At 65.1% G+C, this 19,475-nt stretch carries 18 protein-coding genes, 1 tRNA gene and 1 pseudogene; 8 read left to right on the plus strand and 12 right to left on the minus strand.

What is annotated here, in order from left to right; genetic code table 11:
- Window positions 1–63: 63 nt before the first annotated feature.
- The 4 genes from AB0L58_RS36510 to AB0L58_RS36525 form a co-directional block, all read right to left on the minus strand.
- A complete protein-coding gene (locus AB0L58_RS36510) occupies window positions 64–189 on the minus strand; it encodes a hypothetical protein (RefSeq protein ID WP_364394594.1) in 126 nt (41 codons plus the stop codon).
- 194 nt (window positions 190–383) lie between these two features.
- Window positions 384–1,532 carry an acyl-CoA dehydrogenase family protein gene (locus tag AB0L58_RS36515; RefSeq protein ID WP_364394596.1) on the minus strand — a complete coding sequence of 383 codons (1,149 nt, stop codon included), beginning with the start codon at window positions 1,530–1,532 and terminating at the stop codon, window positions 384–386.
- Entirely contained in the window at window positions 1,532–2,761 is a 1,230-nt protein-coding gene (locus AB0L58_RS36520; RefSeq protein WP_364394598.1) for an acyl-CoA dehydrogenase family protein, read from the minus strand. Before AB0L58_RS36520 ends, AB0L58_RS36515 begins: the two co-directional genes overlap by 1 nt.
- Window positions 2,762–2,871: 110 nt before the next feature.
- Window positions 2,872–3,417 (minus strand): YdcF family protein, encoded by a 546-nt coding sequence (locus AB0L58_RS36525; protein ID WP_364394600.1) that lies wholly within the window; start codon window positions 3,415–3,417, stop codon window positions 2,872–2,874.
- A 150-nt stretch (window positions 3,418–3,567) separates the two neighbouring features.
- On the opposite strand from AB0L58_RS36525, the gene AB0L58_RS36530 reads away from it, so the two are divergent.
- Both AB0L58_RS36530 and AB0L58_RS36535 read left to right on the plus strand, forming a co-directional pair.
- The gene (locus tag AB0L58_RS36530; RefSeq protein WP_364394602.1) at window positions 3,568–4,890 is read left to right on the plus strand and encodes a UDP-glucose/GDP-mannose dehydrogenase family protein; all 1,323 of its coding nucleotides are present in this window, start codon (window positions 3,568–3,570) and stop codon (window positions 4,888–4,890) included.
- A 151-nt stretch (window positions 4,891–5,041) separates the two neighbouring features.
- Window positions 5,042–6,376 (plus strand): Hsp70 family protein, encoded by a 1,335-nt coding sequence (locus AB0L58_RS36535; protein ID WP_364394604.1) that lies wholly within the window; start codon window positions 5,042–5,044, stop codon window positions 6,374–6,376.
- Between the two features lie 433 nt (window positions 6,377–6,809).
- Here the strand turns inward: AB0L58_RS36535 and AB0L58_RS36540 are convergent.
- The 3 genes and pseudogenes from AB0L58_RS36540 to AB0L58_RS36550 all read right to left on the minus strand — a co-directional run.
- Window positions 6,810–8,030: pseudogene (locus tag AB0L58_RS36540) on the minus strand (YibE/F family protein); the annotation flags it as partial.
- A gap of 505 nt (window positions 8,031–8,535) precedes the next feature.
- Window positions 8,536–9,792, minus strand: a complete 1,257-nt coding sequence (locus AB0L58_RS36545; protein ID WP_364394700.1) for a pyridoxal phosphate-dependent aminotransferase — start codon at window positions 9,790–9,792, stop codon at window positions 8,536–8,538.
- 325 nt (window positions 9,793–10,117) lie between these two features.
- Window positions 10,118–11,458, minus strand: coding sequence for an XRE family transcriptional regulator (locus tag AB0L58_RS36550; RefSeq protein WP_364394606.1), 1,341 nt, complete (start codon window positions 11,456–11,458; stop codon window positions 10,118–10,120).
- Between the two features lie 234 nt (window positions 11,459–11,692).
- On the opposite strand from AB0L58_RS36550, the gene AB0L58_RS36555 reads away from it, so the two are divergent.
- The 3 genes from AB0L58_RS36555 to AB0L58_RS36565 all read left to right on the plus strand — a co-directional run bounded on the left by AB0L58_RS36555 (window position 11,693) and on the right by AB0L58_RS36565 (window position 13,496).
- On the plus strand, window positions 11,693–12,142 hold the full coding sequence (locus AB0L58_RS36555; protein ID WP_364394608.1) for a hypothetical protein: 450 nt from the start codon (window positions 11,693–11,695) through the stop codon (window positions 12,140–12,142).
- Window positions 12,143–12,267: 125 nt separating this feature from the next.
- The gene (locus AB0L58_RS36560) at window positions 12,268–13,080 is read left to right on the plus strand and encodes a helix-turn-helix domain-containing protein (RefSeq protein WP_364394610.1); all 813 of its coding nucleotides are present in this window, start codon (window positions 12,268–12,270) and stop codon (window positions 13,078–13,080) included.
- A 65-nt stretch (window positions 13,081–13,145) separates the two neighbouring features.
- Complete coding sequence (locus tag AB0L58_RS36565; protein ID WP_364394612.1) at window positions 13,146–13,496, plus strand: hypothetical protein; 351 nt, start codon at window positions 13,146–13,148, stop codon at window positions 13,494–13,496.
- Here AB0L58_RS36565 and dcd read toward each other — a convergent pair.
- Window positions 13,493–14,065 (minus strand): dCTP deaminase, encoded by a 573-nt coding sequence (gene dcd / locus AB0L58_RS36570; protein WP_364394614.1) that lies wholly within the window; start codon window positions 14,063–14,065, stop codon window positions 13,493–13,495. The genes AB0L58_RS36565 and dcd overlap by 4 nt on opposite strands.
- 194 nt (window positions 14,066–14,259) lie before the next feature.
- Here dcd and AB0L58_RS36575 point away from each other — a divergent pair, with 194 nt between their 5' ends.
- On the plus strand, window positions 14,260–16,470 hold the full coding sequence (locus tag AB0L58_RS36575) for a serine/threonine-protein kinase (RefSeq protein WP_364394616.1): 2,211 nt from the start codon (window positions 14,260–14,262) through the stop codon (window positions 16,468–16,470).
- Between the two features lie 101 nt (window positions 16,471–16,571).
- Window positions 16,572–16,642, plus strand: a tRNA-Gly gene (locus tag AB0L58_RS36580).
- 344 nt (window positions 16,643–16,986) lie between these two features.
- Here the strand turns inward: AB0L58_RS36580 and AB0L58_RS36585 are convergent.
- The 3 genes from AB0L58_RS36585 to AB0L58_RS36595 form a co-directional block, all read right to left on the minus strand.
- Complete coding sequence (locus tag AB0L58_RS36585) at window positions 16,987–17,316, minus strand: hypothetical protein (protein WP_364394618.1); 330 nt, start codon at window positions 17,314–17,316, stop codon at window positions 16,987–16,989.
- Window positions 17,317–17,432: 116 nt separating this feature from the next.
- A complete protein-coding gene (locus AB0L58_RS36590; protein WP_364394620.1) occupies window positions 17,433–17,729 on the minus strand; it encodes a hypothetical protein in 297 nt (98 codons plus the stop codon).
- Window positions 17,716–17,940: a hypothetical protein gene (locus tag AB0L58_RS36595; RefSeq protein WP_357475788.1), complete on the minus strand. Its 225-nt coding sequence runs from the start codon at window positions 17,938–17,940 to the stop codon at window positions 17,716–17,718. Before AB0L58_RS36595 ends, AB0L58_RS36590 begins: the two co-directional genes overlap by 14 nt.
- Window positions 17,941–18,047: 107 nt before the next feature.
- Between AB0L58_RS36595 and AB0L58_RS36600 the strand changes: the two genes are divergently transcribed.
- Window positions 18,048–18,836, plus strand: a complete 789-nt coding sequence (locus AB0L58_RS36600; protein WP_364394622.1) for an alpha/beta hydrolase — start codon at window positions 18,048–18,050, stop codon at window positions 18,834–18,836.
- Here AB0L58_RS36600 and AB0L58_RS36605 read toward each other — a convergent pair.
- Window positions 18,820–19,473 carry a TetR/AcrR family transcriptional regulator gene (locus tag AB0L58_RS36605; RefSeq protein WP_364394624.1) on the minus strand — a complete coding sequence of 218 codons (654 nt, stop codon included), beginning with the start codon at window positions 19,471–19,473 and terminating at the stop codon, window positions 18,820–18,822. The two genes, AB0L58_RS36600 and AB0L58_RS36605, sit on opposite strands and share 17 nt — an antisense overlap.
- Between the last annotated feature and the right edge of the window lie 2 nt (window positions 19,474–19,475).

Raw genomic sequence — 19,475 nt, forward strand, 5'->3', positions numbered from 1 at the left:
CGGGTGCGCAGTAGTGCGCACCCGGGCCGATCGCTGTCTCGCGCGAAGCACCACAGCGGTTCGTTATTCGACGAAATACCCGAGTCTGCCACTGTCGGTGAACTTGTGCCGATACCGCTCGAAGGTTCGCCCCTGGTTGACGCCGTAGTGCAACTCGCCCTTCAGCGAATAGAGCCGCGTTGATCGCACTTCCGGTTCACGCGTGAGCGGCTACCACACCTCGACCATGGCGTTACGTGCAGCCGCGAGGCAGTCGGTCCAGCCCTTCTGCGCTTCGATGGTGATAAATACGATCTCGTACTCACTACGTTTGAGCGGTCGGGGCATCGCATCGCGCCGCCCGCTCACTCGCCACGTTTTCGGGGCGCACCCGTCCGTCACGTCTACGGCCTCGTCAGTGCCACATAGCGAGCGAGATGCTGGTCACTGGAACCGAATTCGTATTCGATCGCGGTCAGGCGCTTGAAGTAGTGGCCGATCGCGAGCTCCTCGGTCATCCCCATCGCACCGTGCAGTTGCACGGCATTCTGGCCGATGAAGCGCGCGGCCCGACCGATGGTGACCTTCGCGGCCGAGACCGCACGCGCCCGGTCCGCCGCTGGCGCACCCAATGAGTACACGGCCAGATACACCGCGGCAATGGCCTGCTCGAGCTCGATGAACATATCGACCATGCGATGCTGGAGCACCTGGAAACCGCCGATCGGCTGACCGAACTGCTGCCGCTGTTTGGCATAGTCGACGGTGTCCGCCAATACCTTTCGCATGCACCCGACGGCCTCGGATGCGATGGCCGCGGTCGCCTCGTCCACCGTGGCATCGATCGCGTCCCACGCGGCACCCTCGGTGCCCAACAACCCATCGGCGGGCAATCGGAAACCCGTGAACGTGATATCGGAGCCGACCCGGTCGTCGATCGTCCGATACGAATGCACCGCGACACCGGCTGGGGGATTGCCGGCATCGAATGCGGTGAGGAATAGCGAGATGCCGTCCTTATCGCGCCGAGCACCGGCGGTGCGCGCGGTAATGAGCAGATGCGTCGCCAACGGCGCACTGGTCACAACGGTTTTGACACCATCGAGCACCCACGCGTCACCATCGCGACGCGCGGTGGTCGATATGTCGTGCAGCGTCTGACCCGAGTTCGGCTCCAGCGCCGCGAACGCGGTCCGCGCCGCACCGGAAACGATCTGGCGCAGTACCGAATCCGCGCGCTCACCACCGGCGCGATTCAACAGACCGGCGCCGACCACCACGGTGTCGACATACGGCTCGACGACCAGCGCGCGGCCGAGTTCCTCGGTGATGATCATCAGCTCGATCGGACCGCCGCCCATACCATCGACCCGCTCGGGCAGGGTGGCGCCGAGAATGTCCAGCTCCTCGGCCAATCCGCGCCACACGCTCGGTTGCCAACCGGCATCGGATTTCGCGGCGTCTCGGCTTTCGGCCAATTCGTAACGGGCGCCGAGGAATCCGGCCACCGCGTCGCGCAGCAGTTCCTGCTCATCGGTGAAGGTGAAGTCCATCAGAGCCCCAATGCTGCCTTGGCGAGGATATTTCGCTGAATTTCGTTGCTGCCCGCGTAGATCGAGCCCGCCCGGTCGTTGAAGTAGCGCAGTGGCGCGACGGCCTGCCAGTCCGCGCCGCTGCGATAACCGTCGGCGGGCGGGGTGAATTCGGCGATCGGCCCACCTGGCGCGGTGGCATGCGGCTGATAGACCCGCCCGCGCGGACCGGCTGCCTCCAGCGCCAATTCCGTGAGCCGCTGGCTCAATTCGGTGGCCAGGATCTTGAGCATCGAGGATGCCGGACCCGGGGTCTTGCCCTTCGCCATCGCCGAAAGCGTGCGGTACTCCAGGATTTCGAGTACCTCGGTGCGAATTCGAGCCTCCGCCAACTTCGCCGCGAACGCCGCGTCATCGATCAGCCGATTGCCGTCCGGCCCGGTCTGCTCGGCCGCCGCGGTGGCCACATCCTGGGCCATGACCTGCAACATCGGCGCGGCCGCACCGCCGCGCTCGTGCACGAGCAGATATTTCGCCACGGTCCAGCCGTCATCGATCCGACCGAGCACATTCGACTTCGGCACCCGGACGTTGTCGAAGAAGACCTGGTTCTGCACCTGTTCGCCGGAGGTCATCACCAGCGGGCGAATCTCGATGCCCGGCGTGGTCATATCGATGAGCAGGAAGGTGATGCCCTGCTGCTTCTTCCCCGCACGTGAGGTCCGGACCAGGCAGAAGATCCAATTCGCCTCGGTGGCATGGGTTGTCCAGATCTTGCTGCCGGTGCAGACGAAATCGGCACCGTCGTCGACGGCTGCCATGGTCAGCGCGGCCAGGTCCGAACCGGCCTCCGGTTCCGAGTAGCCCTGGCAGAAGAAGATTTCCCCGGTCAGGATGCGTGGCAGATAAAAGGCCTGCTGTTCGGGCGTACCGAAAGCGACTATCGCGGGCGCGACCATCCGGATGCCCATCGGCGAGAGCGACGGCGCACCGGCCAATGTCGACTCGCGATGGAAAATGTAGTGCCGGGTAAGGCTCCAATCGCATCCGCCGTGTGCCACCGGCCAGGCCGGTGCGGCCCAGCCGTGCTCGTGCAGGATCTGCTGCCACCGCATGCTCGCCTCGTGGTCCGGGTACACGCTTGTCGCCAAGCGCCCGGCTCGTCGCAGCTGCGGCGTCAGCTTCTCGTCGAGAAATGCGCGAACCTCGTCGCGAAAGGCCAGATCGGCCGCTGACCAGTCGTAATCCATCTACCCTCCCGGGTCATTGCATCGGGTCGCCGTGCGGCCCCACGAGACGCAATGTACGTCGGTCTCACCCCGGAAATCAAACTGATGCCACCTGCCTGCACTTGCGTGTGCTAACAGTCTTCGAAGGCTGCCTTGAGATATCCGGTGGACTGGTAGATGTAGTCGTAGGCCCACCTCACGATCGATAGACGCGGCCGCGAGTCCACCATCAGCACCTGACCGTCCCAGCATTTCCCGAGGATGTAGCGGGCCCGCGAGATATGCGGAGTGAACGTGATGACGATGACTCGACGCCAACCTTCCGATGCGGCGAGGTCGGCGAGTTCGCGGCCCTCACCGCGTGTGGTGCGCGGCGACGGATCGAAGCAGGTGACCTGAAAGCTGTAGTGGCTGTGGCAGATTCGATTCATCAGCGGGCTGTTTTCATACGGGTCGGAGAACAGCACCCGTGGCGCGTAACCCGCGCTGGCCAGCCGCAGTCCCAGCTTTTCGCGGCCATCGTGCGCGCCGCCGAGCACCAGAATCGCATCGGCTTTCGCGGGCGCATCGACCTGCGGCCGGACATAGACCGGCCACAGACCCACGACCAGCGCCACCACCGCAACGCCGAATGCCGCCCAGGCGCTGCGGGCCCGGATTTTGCGCTGGCGTCGCACGAGATCGATCGTAACCGGGCCGTCACCAGATGAGTTCGCGCAGGTCAGCACGGCTATCGGCAATTCATGTCGCCACCTGTACATCTGCTGTTGCCGAGGCCATTGCCTCGCTGACGTGGGGCGGCCATCGGCGGGACCTATCAATCGATCATGCGATGCACAGTCTTCGGAACCGGGTACCTCGGGGCCACGCACGCGGCGTGCATGGCCGAGCTCGGACACGATGTGATCGGCGTGGATATCGATCCGGGCAAGGTCGCGAAGCTGTCCGATGGTGTGGTGCCATTTTACGAACCCGGGCTCGAGGAGGTGCTACGCCGGAACCTGGACGCCGGTCGGCTGCGGTTCACCACCTCGTACGCGGAGGCGGCCGACCATGCCCAGGTGCATTTCCTCGGGGTGGGGACGCCGCAGAAGAAGGGCGAGTACGCCGCGGACCTGAAATATGTGCACGCCGTGGTCGATACGCTCGCACCGCTGCTGGAGCGGCCGTCGGTGATCGTCGGAAAGTCGACGGTGCCGGTCGGGACCGCCGCGGCATTGGGTGCGCGGGCCCGCGCACTCACCGGTGCCGAGGTCGAGGTGGCCTGGAATCCGGAATTCCTGCGAGAAGGTTTCGCGGTGAAGGACACGCTGCGGCCGGATCGACTGGTGCTCGGTGTGGATCGAGAGCGCGCGGGCGCGGCTTGGGTCGAGGATCTGGTGCGCGAGATCTACGCGGATCTGATCGCGGCCGAGGTGCCGTTCCTGCTGACCGATCTGGCCACCGCCGAATTGGTCAAGGTCTCCGCGAATGCCTTTCTCGCGACCAAGATTTCCTTCATCAACGCCGTCTCCGAGGTCTGCGAGGCGACCGGTGCGGATGTGACCATGCTGGCCGACGCACTCGGCTACGACGCGCGTATCGGCCGCCGATTCCTCAATGCCGGACTGGGTTTCGGCGGCGGCTGCCTACCCAAGGACATCCGCGCGTTCATGGCCCGCTCCGGCGAACTCGGCGCCGATCACGCGGTGGCCTTCCTGCGCGAGGTCGACAACATCAATATGCGCCGCCGCACCAAGATGGTCGATATGGCCACACGGGCCTGCGGCGGATCGCTGCTCGGCGCCAATGTGGCGGTGCTCGGCGCGGCCTTCAAACCCGAATCCGATGATGTGCGTGACTCACCCGCGCTCAATGTGGCCGGGATGATCCAGCTGCACGGCGCGGTGGTGACGGTGTACGACCCGAAGGCGGCGGAGAATTCGCGCCGGGTCTTCCCCACCTTGAATTACGCGACCTCGGTGACCGAGGCGTGTGATCGCGCCGATGTGGTGCTGGTGCTGACCGAGTGGGACGAATTCGTCGCATTGCGTCCGCAAGACCTCGATCCGGTGGTTCGCAAGCGGTCGATCATCGACGGTCGGAACTGTCTCAATCGTGCCACCTGGAGAGATGCCGGATGGGTGTACGCCGGACTCGGCACGCCGTAGAGTTGCCTGCGACGCGGGGGCGACGCCGGGACGATCAGGTCCTGCCTTCGGGTCTGTCGGACGTCGACGGTAGGGTCCCGAGAGCGGGCCGATCCACCGGCGGACGGCGCAGGCTCGCATGTCGTGATGTGTGAAACGGGATGGGCAGCTGATGAGTTCGGTTCTGGGAGTTTCGGTGGGGGCCGGCGCCGTCCGTATGGCGCGACCACACACTGCGAGCCCCCACGGCCCCATCGCACCGCATTCCTTCGATCTGCAGACCATTCCGGTCGTCGAACACCAGGTGGAGGAGCTGGCCGCCGAGGCGATCGGCGTGACGCTGGAATCCATGCCCGGCATCGAGGCCACCGCGATCGCCTACCGCAGTGAGCAGCACGCCAAGGCGCTGCGCGCGGCCATGGCACGCCAGCAGCTCACCAACTACGAACTGGTGCCCGAAACCGTCGCCGCGGTCGAATTCGCGCAGGCCACCGGGGATATTCGCGGCATCTCCTCGCTCGTCGTCTACGATCTCGGCAGCTCCGGACTGACAGTCAGTGTCGTCGACACTCAGACCCGTGAGATCCGACACAGCGAACGCACCAGTGATATCAGCGGCGACTATCTGGATTCGCTGATCCGCGAACAGCAGATCGCGTCGGGCCGGATCGCGCATCCGCCGGATTCGGCGGGGCTGGCCGCCCTGGACGCACTGTGCCGCGAGGCCAAGGAGCAACTGTCCTCGAATACCGCCGTGGCACTACCCAGCGAACAGGGTCTGGTGCTGCTGGCCCAGGAGAACTTCGAATCCCTCATCATGCTGGCGATCGAATCGTCGGCGCGGATGGCGCGCGATGTCATCGTGCGCTCGGATCGCCCGGTGCACGGTGTGCTCGCGATCGGCGGTTGTGCGCGAATTCCGCTGATCGCCAAGGTGCTCGAACGCTGGATGGGTGTGCCGGTCATCGTTCCCGACAGCCCGGAGACGGTGGTCACCCGCGGTGCCGCCCTGCTGGCGCGTCCGGTGCGCACGGTCATCCCGACCCCGCGGCAGCACGCGCCCGCCGCGGATTCGATGCTCGATGACGATGAGCTCGCGCCTGCCTGGCTGTCCGCACCGCCCAAGCGATGCCGCGGCAAGCGGGAAATCAATGGTGCGGTACTAACCGTCAGCGCACTGGCCGTCGTCGCCGCGATCGGCCTCGGACTCGGTTACGGTCCACAGGTTCTCACGCGCGATTCGCAGAGCAGTGACCGTCCCACCTCGGTCGCCCCGACCAGCCCGCCCCGCACCACCACCCTCGATCCACAGATCGCCGTCGCTCCGGCCAGCACCACCGAGTCCAACGAATCGCTGGCCGCCCCGCCCCCGCGCCGCGGCACGACAACCACCGACGCCCCGCCCACACCCGGCCCGAATACCATTGTCGTACCTGGCCTTCCACCGATCGTGGTGCCGACCATTCCGCCCGAGATCTTCCCCTTCCCGGCACCCGCGCCGCGCTGAGCGGCTCCTACCGGCTTTGGTCGCGACGCGTATGCGTGGTTGACGACACTCGCAATCAGTGCCGATGACCCTCGTCGCCCCACGCGCCGCCATACCCGCGAGGGTCGGGGCGACGGTAGCCGCGCGGGTCGGTGTCGTAATCACGTTCATAGTCCGATGCATCGGCGCTGCGATAACCGCGATCACGGTCGTATGCGCGGGGATTCGCGGGCTGGTCGTTCCAGGAGACCTGCCTGTTCGAGCCGGTGCCCGACTCGTCCCAGGATTGATCCGAGATCCGCCGACGACGTCCGGTATCTGTCGTATCGGTGGTGACCGCGCCGCTCGACGCCTTCGCCGGGCGCGTCGCACCACCGGAGCGCCGGGCCGAGGCGGACGACTCGGACTTCGCGTGACGTGAATGTCGGGTGGGCGTCGCGGGCTCGGGCTTGTGTCCGAAGGGACGGGCGAGCATGACGGCGATGGCGGTGGTCAACGGGACCGAAAGGGCCAGCGCGATACCGCCGACGGAGGAGCGGGCGATTTCGATGGCGACGGCGTCACCGGTCAGGACGTCGCGGATCGAACGGCCCGCTACGCTGAATAGCAGCAGCAGCGGAAGCGCCCCACCCGCATATGCCAGCACCAGGGTATAGACCGTGCTCGCGATGTGGTCCCGGCCGACGCGCATGGCCGCGGCGAAAACCTCGCGGCGCGAGGCGGCTTCGTCGATGGCCGCGAGTTCGAAGGCGGCCGAAGCCTGGGTGATCGTGACATCGTTGAGCACGCCGAGCGAACCGATAATGAAGCCCGCCAGCAGCAGGCCGGTAATGCTGACGTGCTGAATGTAGGTGGCGACGTTGGTGTTCTGTTCCTCGGACAGTCCGGTCAGATGGGTGATCTCGATGGCGATCCAGGACAGCACCGCCGCGACGATCATCGATGTCAGCGTGCCGAGCAACGCCGAACTGGTGCGCAGATTCACGCCGTGCGCGAGATACAGCACGGCGTACAGGATCATCGCGCCCGCGACCAACGCGACTGGAATAGCGGGCTTGCCGTCCAACAACGCGGGCAGCATGAACAGCACGAGCACCGCGAAAGCGAAGACCAGCCCGAGCAGTGCCCGCAACCCACGCCAGCGCGCCACCACAATGACCACGATCACGAACGCCAGCACGATCAGGGTCAGCGGCAGCCCGCGCGAATAGTCCTCGAACGAGTACAACGGCATCCCGCTCGGATCGGTCTGCCGGACGATCCGGATGTGATCACCGGCGTGCAGGTCGGGTTGTCCTGGGCCGGGCGCGATTTCGAACAGGGTGTGATTGCCCTTGTGCGGACCCGAATCGATGCTGATCAGACTGCGCTGACAGGTATAGCCGGCGGCGCGCGGCTGCTCGGGCTTGTCGATGAACACCTTGCCGATCGAACTGCTGCCGCACGCACCGACGTCTTGCATCACGACCGTTCCGGCCTCGGTCTGCACCGCGCCACCGCCCGCGTTCTGCATCGGCAGCGGGATATCGATGTGCTGGCTGCTCGGCCACAGCACGATCGCGGCAATGACGACCACGACACCGATCGCGGCGAGCAGCCCGACAACAACACGGGCGGCGGTCGCGCCGATCGCGATCGGAGCAGAGTGGTCGTGGTGATGGTGGTGATCGCTCATGACGCCGCCTCGACGCTCGGCCCCATTGTGCGCGACGCGCGCGGTGTTGTCGGTCGCTGGCTCACCGGACTCCTACCTTTTCATCTGCAGTCCCGGGTGCGAGCTTAAAGGATTTCATTTTCAAGATCGGCTTCGCGGACCGGCAGCGAACAACGGGAGCCATAAAAGACGCCCACCCCGTCACCCCTCATCGAATCGCTTCGCGATGCTGTATCCGGGGGAAATCGGGAGGGGGCGGCGGAGAGCAGGGGGATGTCTCCGCCGCCCGCAGGTCGGCGCCCAGGGGGGTAGGCAGCCTAACCCGAGGTCAGGTTGTCCAGGGGGGGTAGACAACTTGACCGGGCACTCGAAGTGCCAAGAGACACTGTACACAAAAAGTCTCGTTTAGCGCTAGCTAGTAACCAAAACTCGCAAATATCCGTACGCAGGGTCGGTTTTGGACCCGGAAGCGGGGCGATCCGGTAGCCCAGCGCACGCTGGCGAGTGGGTTCGGACCACCCGGCCGCTACTGCCGGTAACTCGAGAGGAAGTTCCCGAAACGCTCGATGGCCACCGCGAGATCCCGTGCCCACGGCAGCGTGACGATCCGCACATGATCATGATTCGGCCAGTTGAACCCGGTGCCCTGCACCATCAAGATCTTCTCCTGCAGCAGCAGATCCAGGATCAGTTTCGAATCATCGTGGATTTCATAGACGTTCGGATCCAGCTTCGGGAATGCGTAGAGCGCACCCTTCGGCTTCACACAGGAAACACCCGGGATCATATTCAGTCGCTCCCACGCGACATCGCGCTGCTCCAGCAGTCGCCCGCCCGGCAGGATCAGATCCTCGATGCTCTGGTGTCCGCCGAGTGCCACCTGAATCGCGTGCTGCGCAGGCACATTCGGGCAAAGCCTGGTCGAGGCCAGCAGATCGATACCCTCGAGGAAACCAGCCGCATGCTCCTTGGGGCCGGTGATCGCCAACCAGCCGGAGCGGTAGCCCGCGACCCGGTAGGCCTTGGAGAGTCCGTTGAAGGTGAGGCAGAGCAGATCGGGCGCGAGCGTCGCCAGCGAAATGTGCTTGGCATCGTCGTAGAGAATCTTGTCGTAGATCTCGTCGGCGAGCAGCAGCAGTTGATGTTTGCGCGCGAGGTCGACCAGCTGCTGCAGCACCTCGGTGGAGTACACCGCGCCGGTCGGGTTATTCGGATTGATGACCAACAGCGCCTTGGTCTTGTCGGTGATCTTCGACTCGATATCGGCGATATCGGGCTGCCAGCCGTTGGATTCGTCACATAGGTAGTGCACCGGGGTGCCGCCGGCCAGGCTGGTCATGGCGGTCCACAGCGGATAATCGGGTGCCGGGATGAGCACCTCGTCACCGTTGTCGAGCAGCGCCTGCATGGTGATGGTGATCAGCTCGGAGACACCGTTACCCAGGTAGACACCGTCGACATCGAGTTCGGGAAAGCCGGGGACCAGCTCATAGCGGGTCACGATGGCGCGCCGGGCCGAGAGGATGCCCTTCGATTCGGAGTAGCCCTGGGCATACGGCAGCGCGGCGATGATGTCGCGCATGATCACGTCGGGCGCCTCGAATCCGAACGGCGCGGGATTGCCGATATTCAGCTTGAGGATGCGATGCCCCTCCGCCTCCAGCCGTGCCGCATGCGCACCCACCGGTCCACGAATTTCGTAGAGGACGTTCTGCAGCTTCGTGGATTGCTCCAGCACGCGCGGCGGATGGTGCGGTAGATGGCTAGGACTCACCCTGCCTATGGTGCCATCTGTGTTATTGGCCGCGTGGCCGCGGCGTGTTCGCGGCCCCCTTCAGTCTCGCGTCCGAGCCGTCGAGACTCGCGACTTCGTCGCATGCGCTTCGACGACTCGGACGCGAGACGGGCCGCGAACGGGTCGCTCGAAAGACTCGCTCCGTGGTGGTCGGGGAGGGTGGGGCGTTCGGCAGCCGATGCGCGCATTCAGATTCGCACATGCGGCGCATGCGCTTCGATGCCTCGGACCGGAGACGGGCGGCTTGTAAGACTCGCTCCGTGGTGGTCGACAGTGCTTGTCGCCGCGGGTCGATCCAGTGCGCTCCGCCGAATCAAGACGACGAGTTGCCAGGCGGGATGCCCTTGGCCGCGGTGGATCCGCAGAACTCTTCGATCTTCTCGTCGAGGACCCGCGCCTCGACGGCGTCGCGGAATTCCGGTCCGGCGATCCGCCGCCGCAACCCGATGAGCCGTTCCTCCAGTTGCGCGATGCGCTTGTCCTCGGCGAGACCGAGCACCGGAACCAAGGAGGCGGCCGCACCGTCCAGGCTGCCGTTGATCAGATGCGCCGCGGCGCTGTCCACCCTGGCCATGGCCTCGGTGCCGTAGGAACGCCGCTCGGACGGGCCGTTCGCGTACAACTCGATGGCCTGTTGCGTCGCGACCAAGGCGGGCTCTGCCTGGCCGAGATGGATATAGGTCGCGCCCGCGTAGTAATGGGCCTTGGCCTCGTTGAAGCCGAAGACGCCGCCGACCTCGTCGTGTAGCGAGTCGGTGTCGGCCGCCTCGCGGGCATCGTCGGCGGCCCGAATGCAGCGATCGGCATCGGCGTCACTGCCCAACCGGGACCAGATTCTGGCCTCGATATTCAATAGTCGAACCTTGGCCGTGGCCGATTCGGCGAACTCCTGTCCACTCTGCGCCAGCAGCACGCCCCGGCGCGGCCGATCGGACCAGTATTCGATCAGCGCGTGCATACCGCGGGTCCAGGCGCGCAACCCGTTGTGGCCACACAATTCCGAATAGGCCCAGGCCGCTCTGATCTGCTCGCCCGCGGCATCGAGATAGCCGAGGTCGGTGCTCGCATTGGCGAGCAAACCCGACAGCGTGCCGGCGAGCAGATACAGGTGGCTGGTATCGGCGGGGCGCTGGTGCCCCTCCAACAGCCGGTACACCCGGCGTCGCACTCGCAGCATCTCCACCATCATCGGTACCGGTGGGACGTGTACATATTCGTTCGCGATGCGCGTGACATCAGCATCGAGCTGTTCCAAGGTGGTGGCACCCACATTGGTGCTCTCGGCCTGGCCGGCGTGCTCGCTCGCCTCGTGGGCAGCCGCCATGATCAGATCCCTCTCCGAAATCGCCGCTAACGCATCACCTCTCATCGCACCGGCGTCTATGAGAGCCAAAAGGTCCGCGTCACTCGAATAATTGGCGCGGGCCGAGGACTCGGCCCGCCTGTCGAATTCGGGCACGGCCGGTCGATCGAATACGGGCTGATCGAGCATGGCCGCGAACCGTGCCCGCACAACTTCGTCGGACCTGGCCAGGGAGGTATCGAGGGCGGCTTGGTTGATCGGACGTGGGTGCACCCGAGCACCGCCGGCCTCCCACTTCGATACGAGCCGCTCGTGCACTCCCAGATGCGCCGCGAACTCCCGGATACTCATCCGCCTGGCATCGCGGAGGGCACGGGCCTCCCTACCTGACCACTGCCGGACCACGATGTCATCCCTTCCGAACGAACTTCTTCCCAGAGTACGAGTGGAATGTGACTGCGGCCATACGCAAAAGCTTTCCGCTATCAGAGGCAGCGGAAGGGCAGTGGAATGCGGGCGGGTGGGCGATTCCCGAAACGCCATCCGGGACAGGACCCTTGGACACGAGGAGGCAAGGAGTTGGCCGTGAATGTGGAGAAACTCAGAACAGTCGACGATTGGGTGGCCTATTACCGGCACGAGTTCGGATTGCCGGTCACCGAACGCGGCGGATTCGTGATGCTGCCCATCACCGGCCGGGTCTGTGTTGTCCATTTGCCGACGACTCGGGCCGAAAAGGTCAGGGTCGCACTGGAACAGCAGGGGACGAGGGGCCCCATGCTGGCCAGGCAGATCCGGTGGAGCTTCCTCGCCGAACCGGACAGCCGACCAGGCGCGCAGGTATTGGAGGTGCTGAACCGTCTCGATATAGGCATACCGGCCATCGGCAGTGCCGTGATGTTGCCGACCGGGCTCGGACGGTGGACCCGGGAAGGGTGCTTCTGGGTCGATCCACCGAGTCGCGGCGACACGCTCCCACCGTTATCCGTCGTCATCACGACGGCACTCGCGGTGGGGGCGGGCGGCGGGGACTGAATGCGTCGTCGGTCCCCGCCGCCGCTCCGGCGCCGGGCCTACCGGGTCCGCCCCTCTACCGGCAGTCGACAGGGGCGGACCCGGTGGGTGTTCCGAGCCGGTTCCGCGCGTTCTAGCCTGGGCGAATGGGCAGTGAAAGGGCACTGGAATTGCGTGGGACCTATCAGGTCGACGCCCGGCACATCGTCCACGGCCCCGCCCTACCCGGACTCGACGTGATCCGATGCTTCGGTTTCGATGTGCTGGAGCCGAAACCCATACGCAGGCGCAAGATTCCGGGCGGTACGGTGAAGATCGTCTTCGCGCTGGAGGGTACGTTCGCTGGGCGCGCGATGGATCCGACCGGATTGGTGATCGGATTGCACGATCGGGCCGGGTCGGCCGAACACTTCGGCCGAATGCGCAGCGTGCAACTGCAATTGGAACCGTTGGCGGCACGGCGGCTTTTGGGGGTTCCACTCGATGAAATACGCAATATCGCAGTGGATTTGGCCGAGTTCTTCGGACGGTCGGTTGGTCGGTTCACCGAGCGGCTGGCCGAAAGTCCTTGCTGGTCGGAGCGATTCGAGCTGGTTGCCGGGTATCTGCGGGAGCGATCGGCTGATGCTGCGATCGATCCGATGATCGCGGGCGTGGTGCGACAGCTGCGCCGATCCGATGGCGGCTTGACCATTCCCGAGCTGGCCACCGAATGCGGTTGGAGTCGACGGCATTTCCGCCGGGTTTTCGCCGAGCAAGTCGGGTTGTCGCCGAAGACATACGGGGCGCTGCTGCGGTTTTCGGGAGCGCTGGCGGCATTGACCGCCGGCTCGGCGGTCGAGATCGGCGCTCTTGCCCAGGAATTCGGGTACTACGACCAGTCCCATATGAACCGGGAGTTCCTGCGCTTCGCCGGCACGACGCCGGGACGGCTACTCCGCCTTGCGGATTCACGCTGAGCGGCCACTGGTCCGTGGCCCTTTTGTCCAATACGGAGCTCCGTTCGCGCCGTAGCGTCGCGGCCATGTCCGGGATACCGACAGCCGTGCGAATCGCCGCCCTCGGGATCGGCATCCATGCGATCGATCACATCATCGTGCTGCTGTGGCCGCCGTTCGAGTGGCATATCGGCACGGTATTCCACCTGATCAGCGGTCCGGTCTACGCCCTGCTCGTACTGCCGGTACTGCGCGGGCGGAACTGGGCGCGGATCACCATTTCACTACTGCTCGGCGGCCAGTTCATCGGTCGGTTCGTGGTCTGGGTCCTGTTCCCCACCGGCGGCGCGCACGCGGCATTGCTGGTGGGCTGGACGATATCGGTGATCGTGCTGGCGCTGTTGTGGATTCCGGCCAGGTCTCGTCAGCACTTCTAGGTGGACAGCGGGAAGTTGAGGTAGGACCTGGAGGGGGTCGGTCCGCGCTGGCCCTGATACTTCGATCCCGTGGTGGCGCTGCCATAGGGGTTCTCGGCCGGGCTGGTCAGGCGCAATAGGCACAGCTGACCGATCTTCATACCCGGCCACAGGGTGATCGGCAGATTCGCGACATTCGACAGTTCCAGCGTGATATGTCCACTGAAGCCAGGGTCGATGAACCCCGCCGTCGAATGGGTGAGCAGACCCAGCCGACCCAGGCTCGACTTGCCCTCGAGCCGACCGGCCAGATCGTCCGGCAACGTGCATACCTCGAGCGTGGAGCCGAGTGCGAATTCACCGGGATGCAGCACGAACGGCTCACCCTCGTCGGGCTCGACCAGGCTGGTCAGCTCATCCTGACGTTGCGCTGGATCGATATGGGTGTAGCGGGTGTTGTCGAATACCCGGAACAGCCGATCCAACCGGACATCGATACTCGACGGCTGGATCAGGTCTTCCAGGAGCGGCTCGACGCCGAGACGCCCAGCGGCGATCTCCGCACGGATGTCACGATCGGAAAGCAGCACGGCGACGAGCGTAGCGCCTGCCCGAAACCGGCCCTACGCCGCCGCATGCGGACCGGTCGCGACGGCAACCACCCAACCGTTCGGCATCGGAGCGATACGCTTGAGCAGGGAGGTTGGTGGAAGGGAGATAGTGTGGAGCGACTGAGAGGCCGCCACTACCGTGTGATCGCCCGAGGCTGATCTCGGAGCTGCCGATGTTCGAGCAGATCGATTCGGTCGATACAGCTGAACGAACCCGAACCGCGCTGGCCGCTGTTGTTGCCCGGTTTTCCAAGGCTTGGGCGTCCGGGTCGCCACCCGACCTGTCGGCGTACCTGCCCCGGTCACCGGCCGAGCGGCGCACGATACTGATCGAACTGATCAAGATCGACCTCGAATACCGTTGGCTTCGCTACCACTTCCCCAAACGACTTGTCGATTACCGCGCGGAATTCGGCGAGCTGCGCGATGGTCCGCTGCCGCCGGAACTGGTCTACGAGGAATTCCACGCTCGGCGCCGCAGTTCGCCGGCAACCGAGGCGGCCACCATGGCCGCCGACGTCGCCACGGCGGCGCACCCCGGGCACACGCGGGAAACCAGTGACTACCAAAGCACGATGATCGCACGGCCAAGTGCCCAAATCGCACTCGACGCCATCGGTGTCGGCGACCATATCGACGATTTCGACCTCCTGATGCGGATCGGGTCGGGCGCCTTCGCCCAGGTGTACCTCGCTCGGCAACAGTCGATGCAGCGACTGGTCGCGGTCAAGATCTCGCACAACCACGGCAACGAGCCCCAGACCCTCGCCCAACTGGACCACGAATATATCGTGCGCATCTACGACCAGCGATTCATCGCCGATGGCGACCTGAAGCTGCTCTATATGCAGTACCTACCCGGCGGCACGCTGCTCGACGTGCTGCGCTTACAGCGCTCGACGCCCGCGGCACGACGCAGTGGGCAACTCTTGCTGGATGCCGTCGACAAGGTACTTGCCGATAAGGGCGAGGTCCGGCCCACCGAATCGGCGATTCGAACCCGGACCGCCGCATTGACGTGGCCGGAGACCGTCGCCTGGCTGGGCCGCCGACTCGCGGACGCACTCGAGCATGCCTCCGAACGCGGGGTGCTGCATCGAGACATCAAACCCGCGAACGTGCTGCTGAGCGCCGAGGGGATTCCGAAGTTGGCCGACTTCAACGTCAGCTTCAGCACTCGCATCAAGGGCACGAATCCCCTGGCGTACTTCGGCGGATCACTGGCGTACATGTCGCCCGAGCAGCTCGAAGCCTGCCATCCGGATTTGTCGGCGACCGCCGCCGACCTCGACACCCGAAGCGATATTTTCGCGCTGGCGGTCATGCTGTGGGAGTTGCTCACCGGACGGCGTCCATTCGCGGACGAAGCATGCGCGGGCGAATCGGAGACATCACTGGCCCGCATGCTCGAACTGCGGCGCAGACCCATCGATCCGACCTTCCTGTCTGATCTGCCGCCGGACTGCCCCATGGCGCTGTGCCGAGTGCTGTTGAAATGTCTGTCGCCCGATCGCGAAGGCCGCTACTCGTGCGGTTCGGAATTGGCCCAGCAGTTCGACCTATGCCTCGAGGACAGGGCCCGTGACCTCGTCTATCCGCCGCCGAACAGTTGGCGGGAACGACTTTCGCGATGGCCCACCCCCATTTTGTGGCTGTCGTCGATGTTCGGTGTCACCCTGGCGACGATCTACATGGCCGCGCATGTCCAGGATCTGATCAGAGAGCGCCTGCCCGATGTCACCAACTCGCGGCTCGACAACGGCGTCATCGTCTTCCTGCTCTGCGCCTTGCCGCTGGCCGTCGCCATCTACGCATACATGTCACGTCATCTGATCGCGGTTCCGCGCGGCTTGCGCGAAGGTAAACGTTACGACGAGGCAATGCTCGCGCAGGTGCGGTCGCGAACGCTGTTCTGGGGCGACCTGTGCGCGATGAACACCCTGCTGGCCGCGGTTCTCGCAACTGTGACGGGGGTGCTGCTGGTCCATTGGTTAACCGACCTTCCGGTGCGGCTGCTGGTCCATGCGGCGCTGACCGTGCTGGTGTCGGGCACCATCTCGGTTGCCTACACATTCTTCCTTTCGACGTTCTACGTCGTCCGCTGTGTCTATCCCATCTATTTGCGCCACGGCCGTACGACAGCGCGCGATTCCACCGATCTTCGTGCGCTGCGTCGAAGAACCACGGCCTATCTTGCGGTAACGGCGTCGGTGCCGCTGGTCGCGGTACTGGCCGGATTCAGCTTCCTCGAACCCGAGGAGCTTCCGCTCGTGCGCGATTCGGTGCTGGGGTTGTGCGCGGCCTCGGGACTCGCGTTCGTCGCCGTCTACTGGTTGTTCCGAAAGCTGGACGCGGACCTGCGCGCACTCGAGCGGGTGGTCTAGCGGATCTCGGCCGGTGTACAAAAGCCCGACCAGGTCCGGCCCGAAGAAGTTGACCGGTATATGGCCAGGTCTGATAGAGTCGCGGACGCGCATAGCGCAGTGCCGATGTAGTTCAATGGTAGAACTTCTGCTTCCCAAGCAGACAGCGCGGGTTCGATTCCCGTCATCGGCTCGGACGAGGCCCCTGGCAGCTTGCCGGGGGTCTTTTCTTATCCGGCGTGTCGGCGAAAGCCGTTCACTACCAGCGGATTCTGTCATTCGAGCGGGCTTGCCCGTTGGAGGCAGCGCTGCCGGATCGACCGAACACACAGCCGGACCGGTGGTCAGCTCGACGAAGTTAGTTCCTATGCAAGGGATTTCGCAGCCCCGGTGCGATCGGCGGCAGTTCAGCGATCAGGCCGGCCGACCCGCGATGCGGATGCCATCGCCTGTGCCGATCGGCAATTCGAATCGGAGGCGCTCGGCCATGCGCCCCGAACCCGGCGGGTGCGGGGCGCATGTAGGCTGATCAACTCGCTATTTCGCGCGGCATTCGGTGAAGATCTTGGTATTGGCTTCGCGCGCCTTGTCGGCGTCGGATTGGCTCATGCCGAAGTTATTGGGGTCGGCAACCTTGGTGTCGTATTCGTCACTGATCATCTTGCGCAGGCCCTCCTGCGAAATGCCTTGGTCCACATAGAGTTTGGCGGCACAGTCGGCCAGGCTCTTATCCTTGAGTCCCTTGTCCTGTAGCGATTTGGAGAGGTCCGCTTGGGTTACCGCGGGCTGGTCCGCGGCCTTGTCGTTACCGCACGCCGCCAGTACCGGCAGCGCGACGAGCGCTGCGGCGATCAGGAAGGTCCGCACCTGATTCCTCTTCTCGATTCAGTCTGTATATCCGGCCACCGCGGTGGCGCCGCAACGATAATGCCGTACGACGCCGAACGGTAGCCGAGCGATCGGCTTCCCAATCCAGAAGTGGGTCACAGGTCCATGGCCGCGCGCAGTGCGGTGTCCAACCGGTCCAGCGCATCCGCCTCCATCGCATCGATGGGCTCGGCCAACCAGCCCCGATAGATGCGACCGATATTCCCGGCATGCACCCAACCGTGCCGCTCGACGGGCACAGCCAGAATGTCCTGAGGATCCTCGTCGACCACCTCGGCGGCGACCAGCCACTGCCTCGATGATTCATTGATGCCATCACTGCTGATGAGCACGACAGTACGGCGCCGCGGCGAACCGTGTGGGTGATAGATCCACAGTTCACCCCTGCGCACGCATCGCCTCCTCGGCGGCGGCCAGCTCCGCCTCGTCCGCCGCGGCCAGGGCCGTCACATCGGGTACCGGACCGACACCGGTCCGCACGGCTTCACGACGCGCTGCCTTCGATATCCACGCCGACGGTGACATCCCCGCGCGGGCCGCCGCCTGTTCGGCGAAGGCCCAGGATGCCTCGTCCAGCGAAAGAGTGACCTTACGCGTTGCCATACCATTTATCGTACCCACGTTTCCGCCGACTGCCAGCGGAAATCCGGCCCGGGGCATGGCCGGAAATCTCGGTCCGACGACCGGTCCCGGCTGTTACGGTCGCAGCTATGACGACGTTGAACCACCACCGGACCGGCGCTGGGGAACCGCTGGTTCTGGTGCACGGGGTCGGCAGCCGCTGGCAGGTGTGGGAGCCGATCATCGACAAGCTCGCCGAATCCTTCGACGTCATCGCCGTCGATCTGCCCGGCTTCGCGGGTTCGGCACCGATCGCGCGCACCACCGTCGACACCCTCACCGACGCACTGCTCGACTTTCTCACCGAACTGGGCATCGAGCGTCCGCATCTGGGGGGCAATTCGATGGGCGGGCTCATCGCGCTCAACCTCGGCGCGCGCGGGCTGGCCCGCTCGGTGACGGCATTCTCCCCGATCGGATTCTGGGACACTCCCGGCCGCGTGTGGTGCCAGCAGTCACTGGGCAAGTCCCGCCAACTGGCGCGTACGCTGCGTCGGCAGTTGCCCGCCGTGCTGGGTACCGCCGTGGGCCGCACGGTATTCCTGACCCTGATCTTCGGCAAGCCGTGGGCGATCGATCCGCAGGTAGCCATCGATACCGCCCGCGACGCCGCCAACGCACCCGGCTTCGAACCCGCCCTCGCGTCCTTCGACGATGCGAAGCTGCACGAGATCGGCGCACTGGCCGATATTCCCGTCACGATCGCGTGGGGCAACCGCGACATCCTGCTGACCTACGCCACCCAGCGCGCACGCGCACGCACCGTGCTCCCCAATGCCCGCCACATCACCCTGCACGGCAGCGGCCACACGCCGTTCTTCGACGATCCGGCCGGATGCGCGCAGGCCTTGCTCGATACGATCAGCCCGCATCCCTGACCGGTCGCGGATCGGTCAGCGTGGCCGGATCGGCCGTGCCGAGCAGGATCCGGACCGCATTTCCCCAGCGGTGCTGCAGGATTCGGTTGCGGTCCAGATCGCCGGTGAGCAGCACCCGCATGGCGAGACCGGTCATGATCTCGATGGTGAATTCGGTAATGGTCGGCACGCGGGGGTCGTTCGGGAACTCGTGCCGGAAGATGTCGCGAATGCTGTTGTGCATCAGGTCGAACAGTCGATGCTCCAGCGGCAGGAAAGCCGTGAGCAATTCGGGATCGGTGCGCGCGGCGACCCACATTTCCAGTGCCGCCCAGAATGTCGGCCCGGTGAACATGCGCATGGTCAGCTCGACCGCCGTTTCGAGGCAGTCGGCATCGGCCGGGATCGCCTCGAATTCCGTTGTCAGCTGCGCGAATCGACGCTCGGCCAGATGTCCGACCGCACCGGCGAGCAGATCGGCCTTGGTCGGGAAGTGGTGTTGCAGCGTGCCGCGCGGCACCCCGGCCCGCTTCTGCACCTCGAGCGTGGTGGTACCCGCGTAGCCGACCTCGACCAGACTTTCCACCGCCGCGTCCAGAAGCCGCGTACGCATGCGCGAGCGCCGCTGCGCCTGCGTCTCCCGGACGCGTTCGGGCATCG

The sequence above is a fragment of the Nocardia sp. NPDC052112 genome, from assembly GCF_040680135.1.
Classification (GTDB): Bacteria; Actinomycetota; Actinomycetes; order Mycobacteriales; family Mycobacteriaceae; genus Nocardia.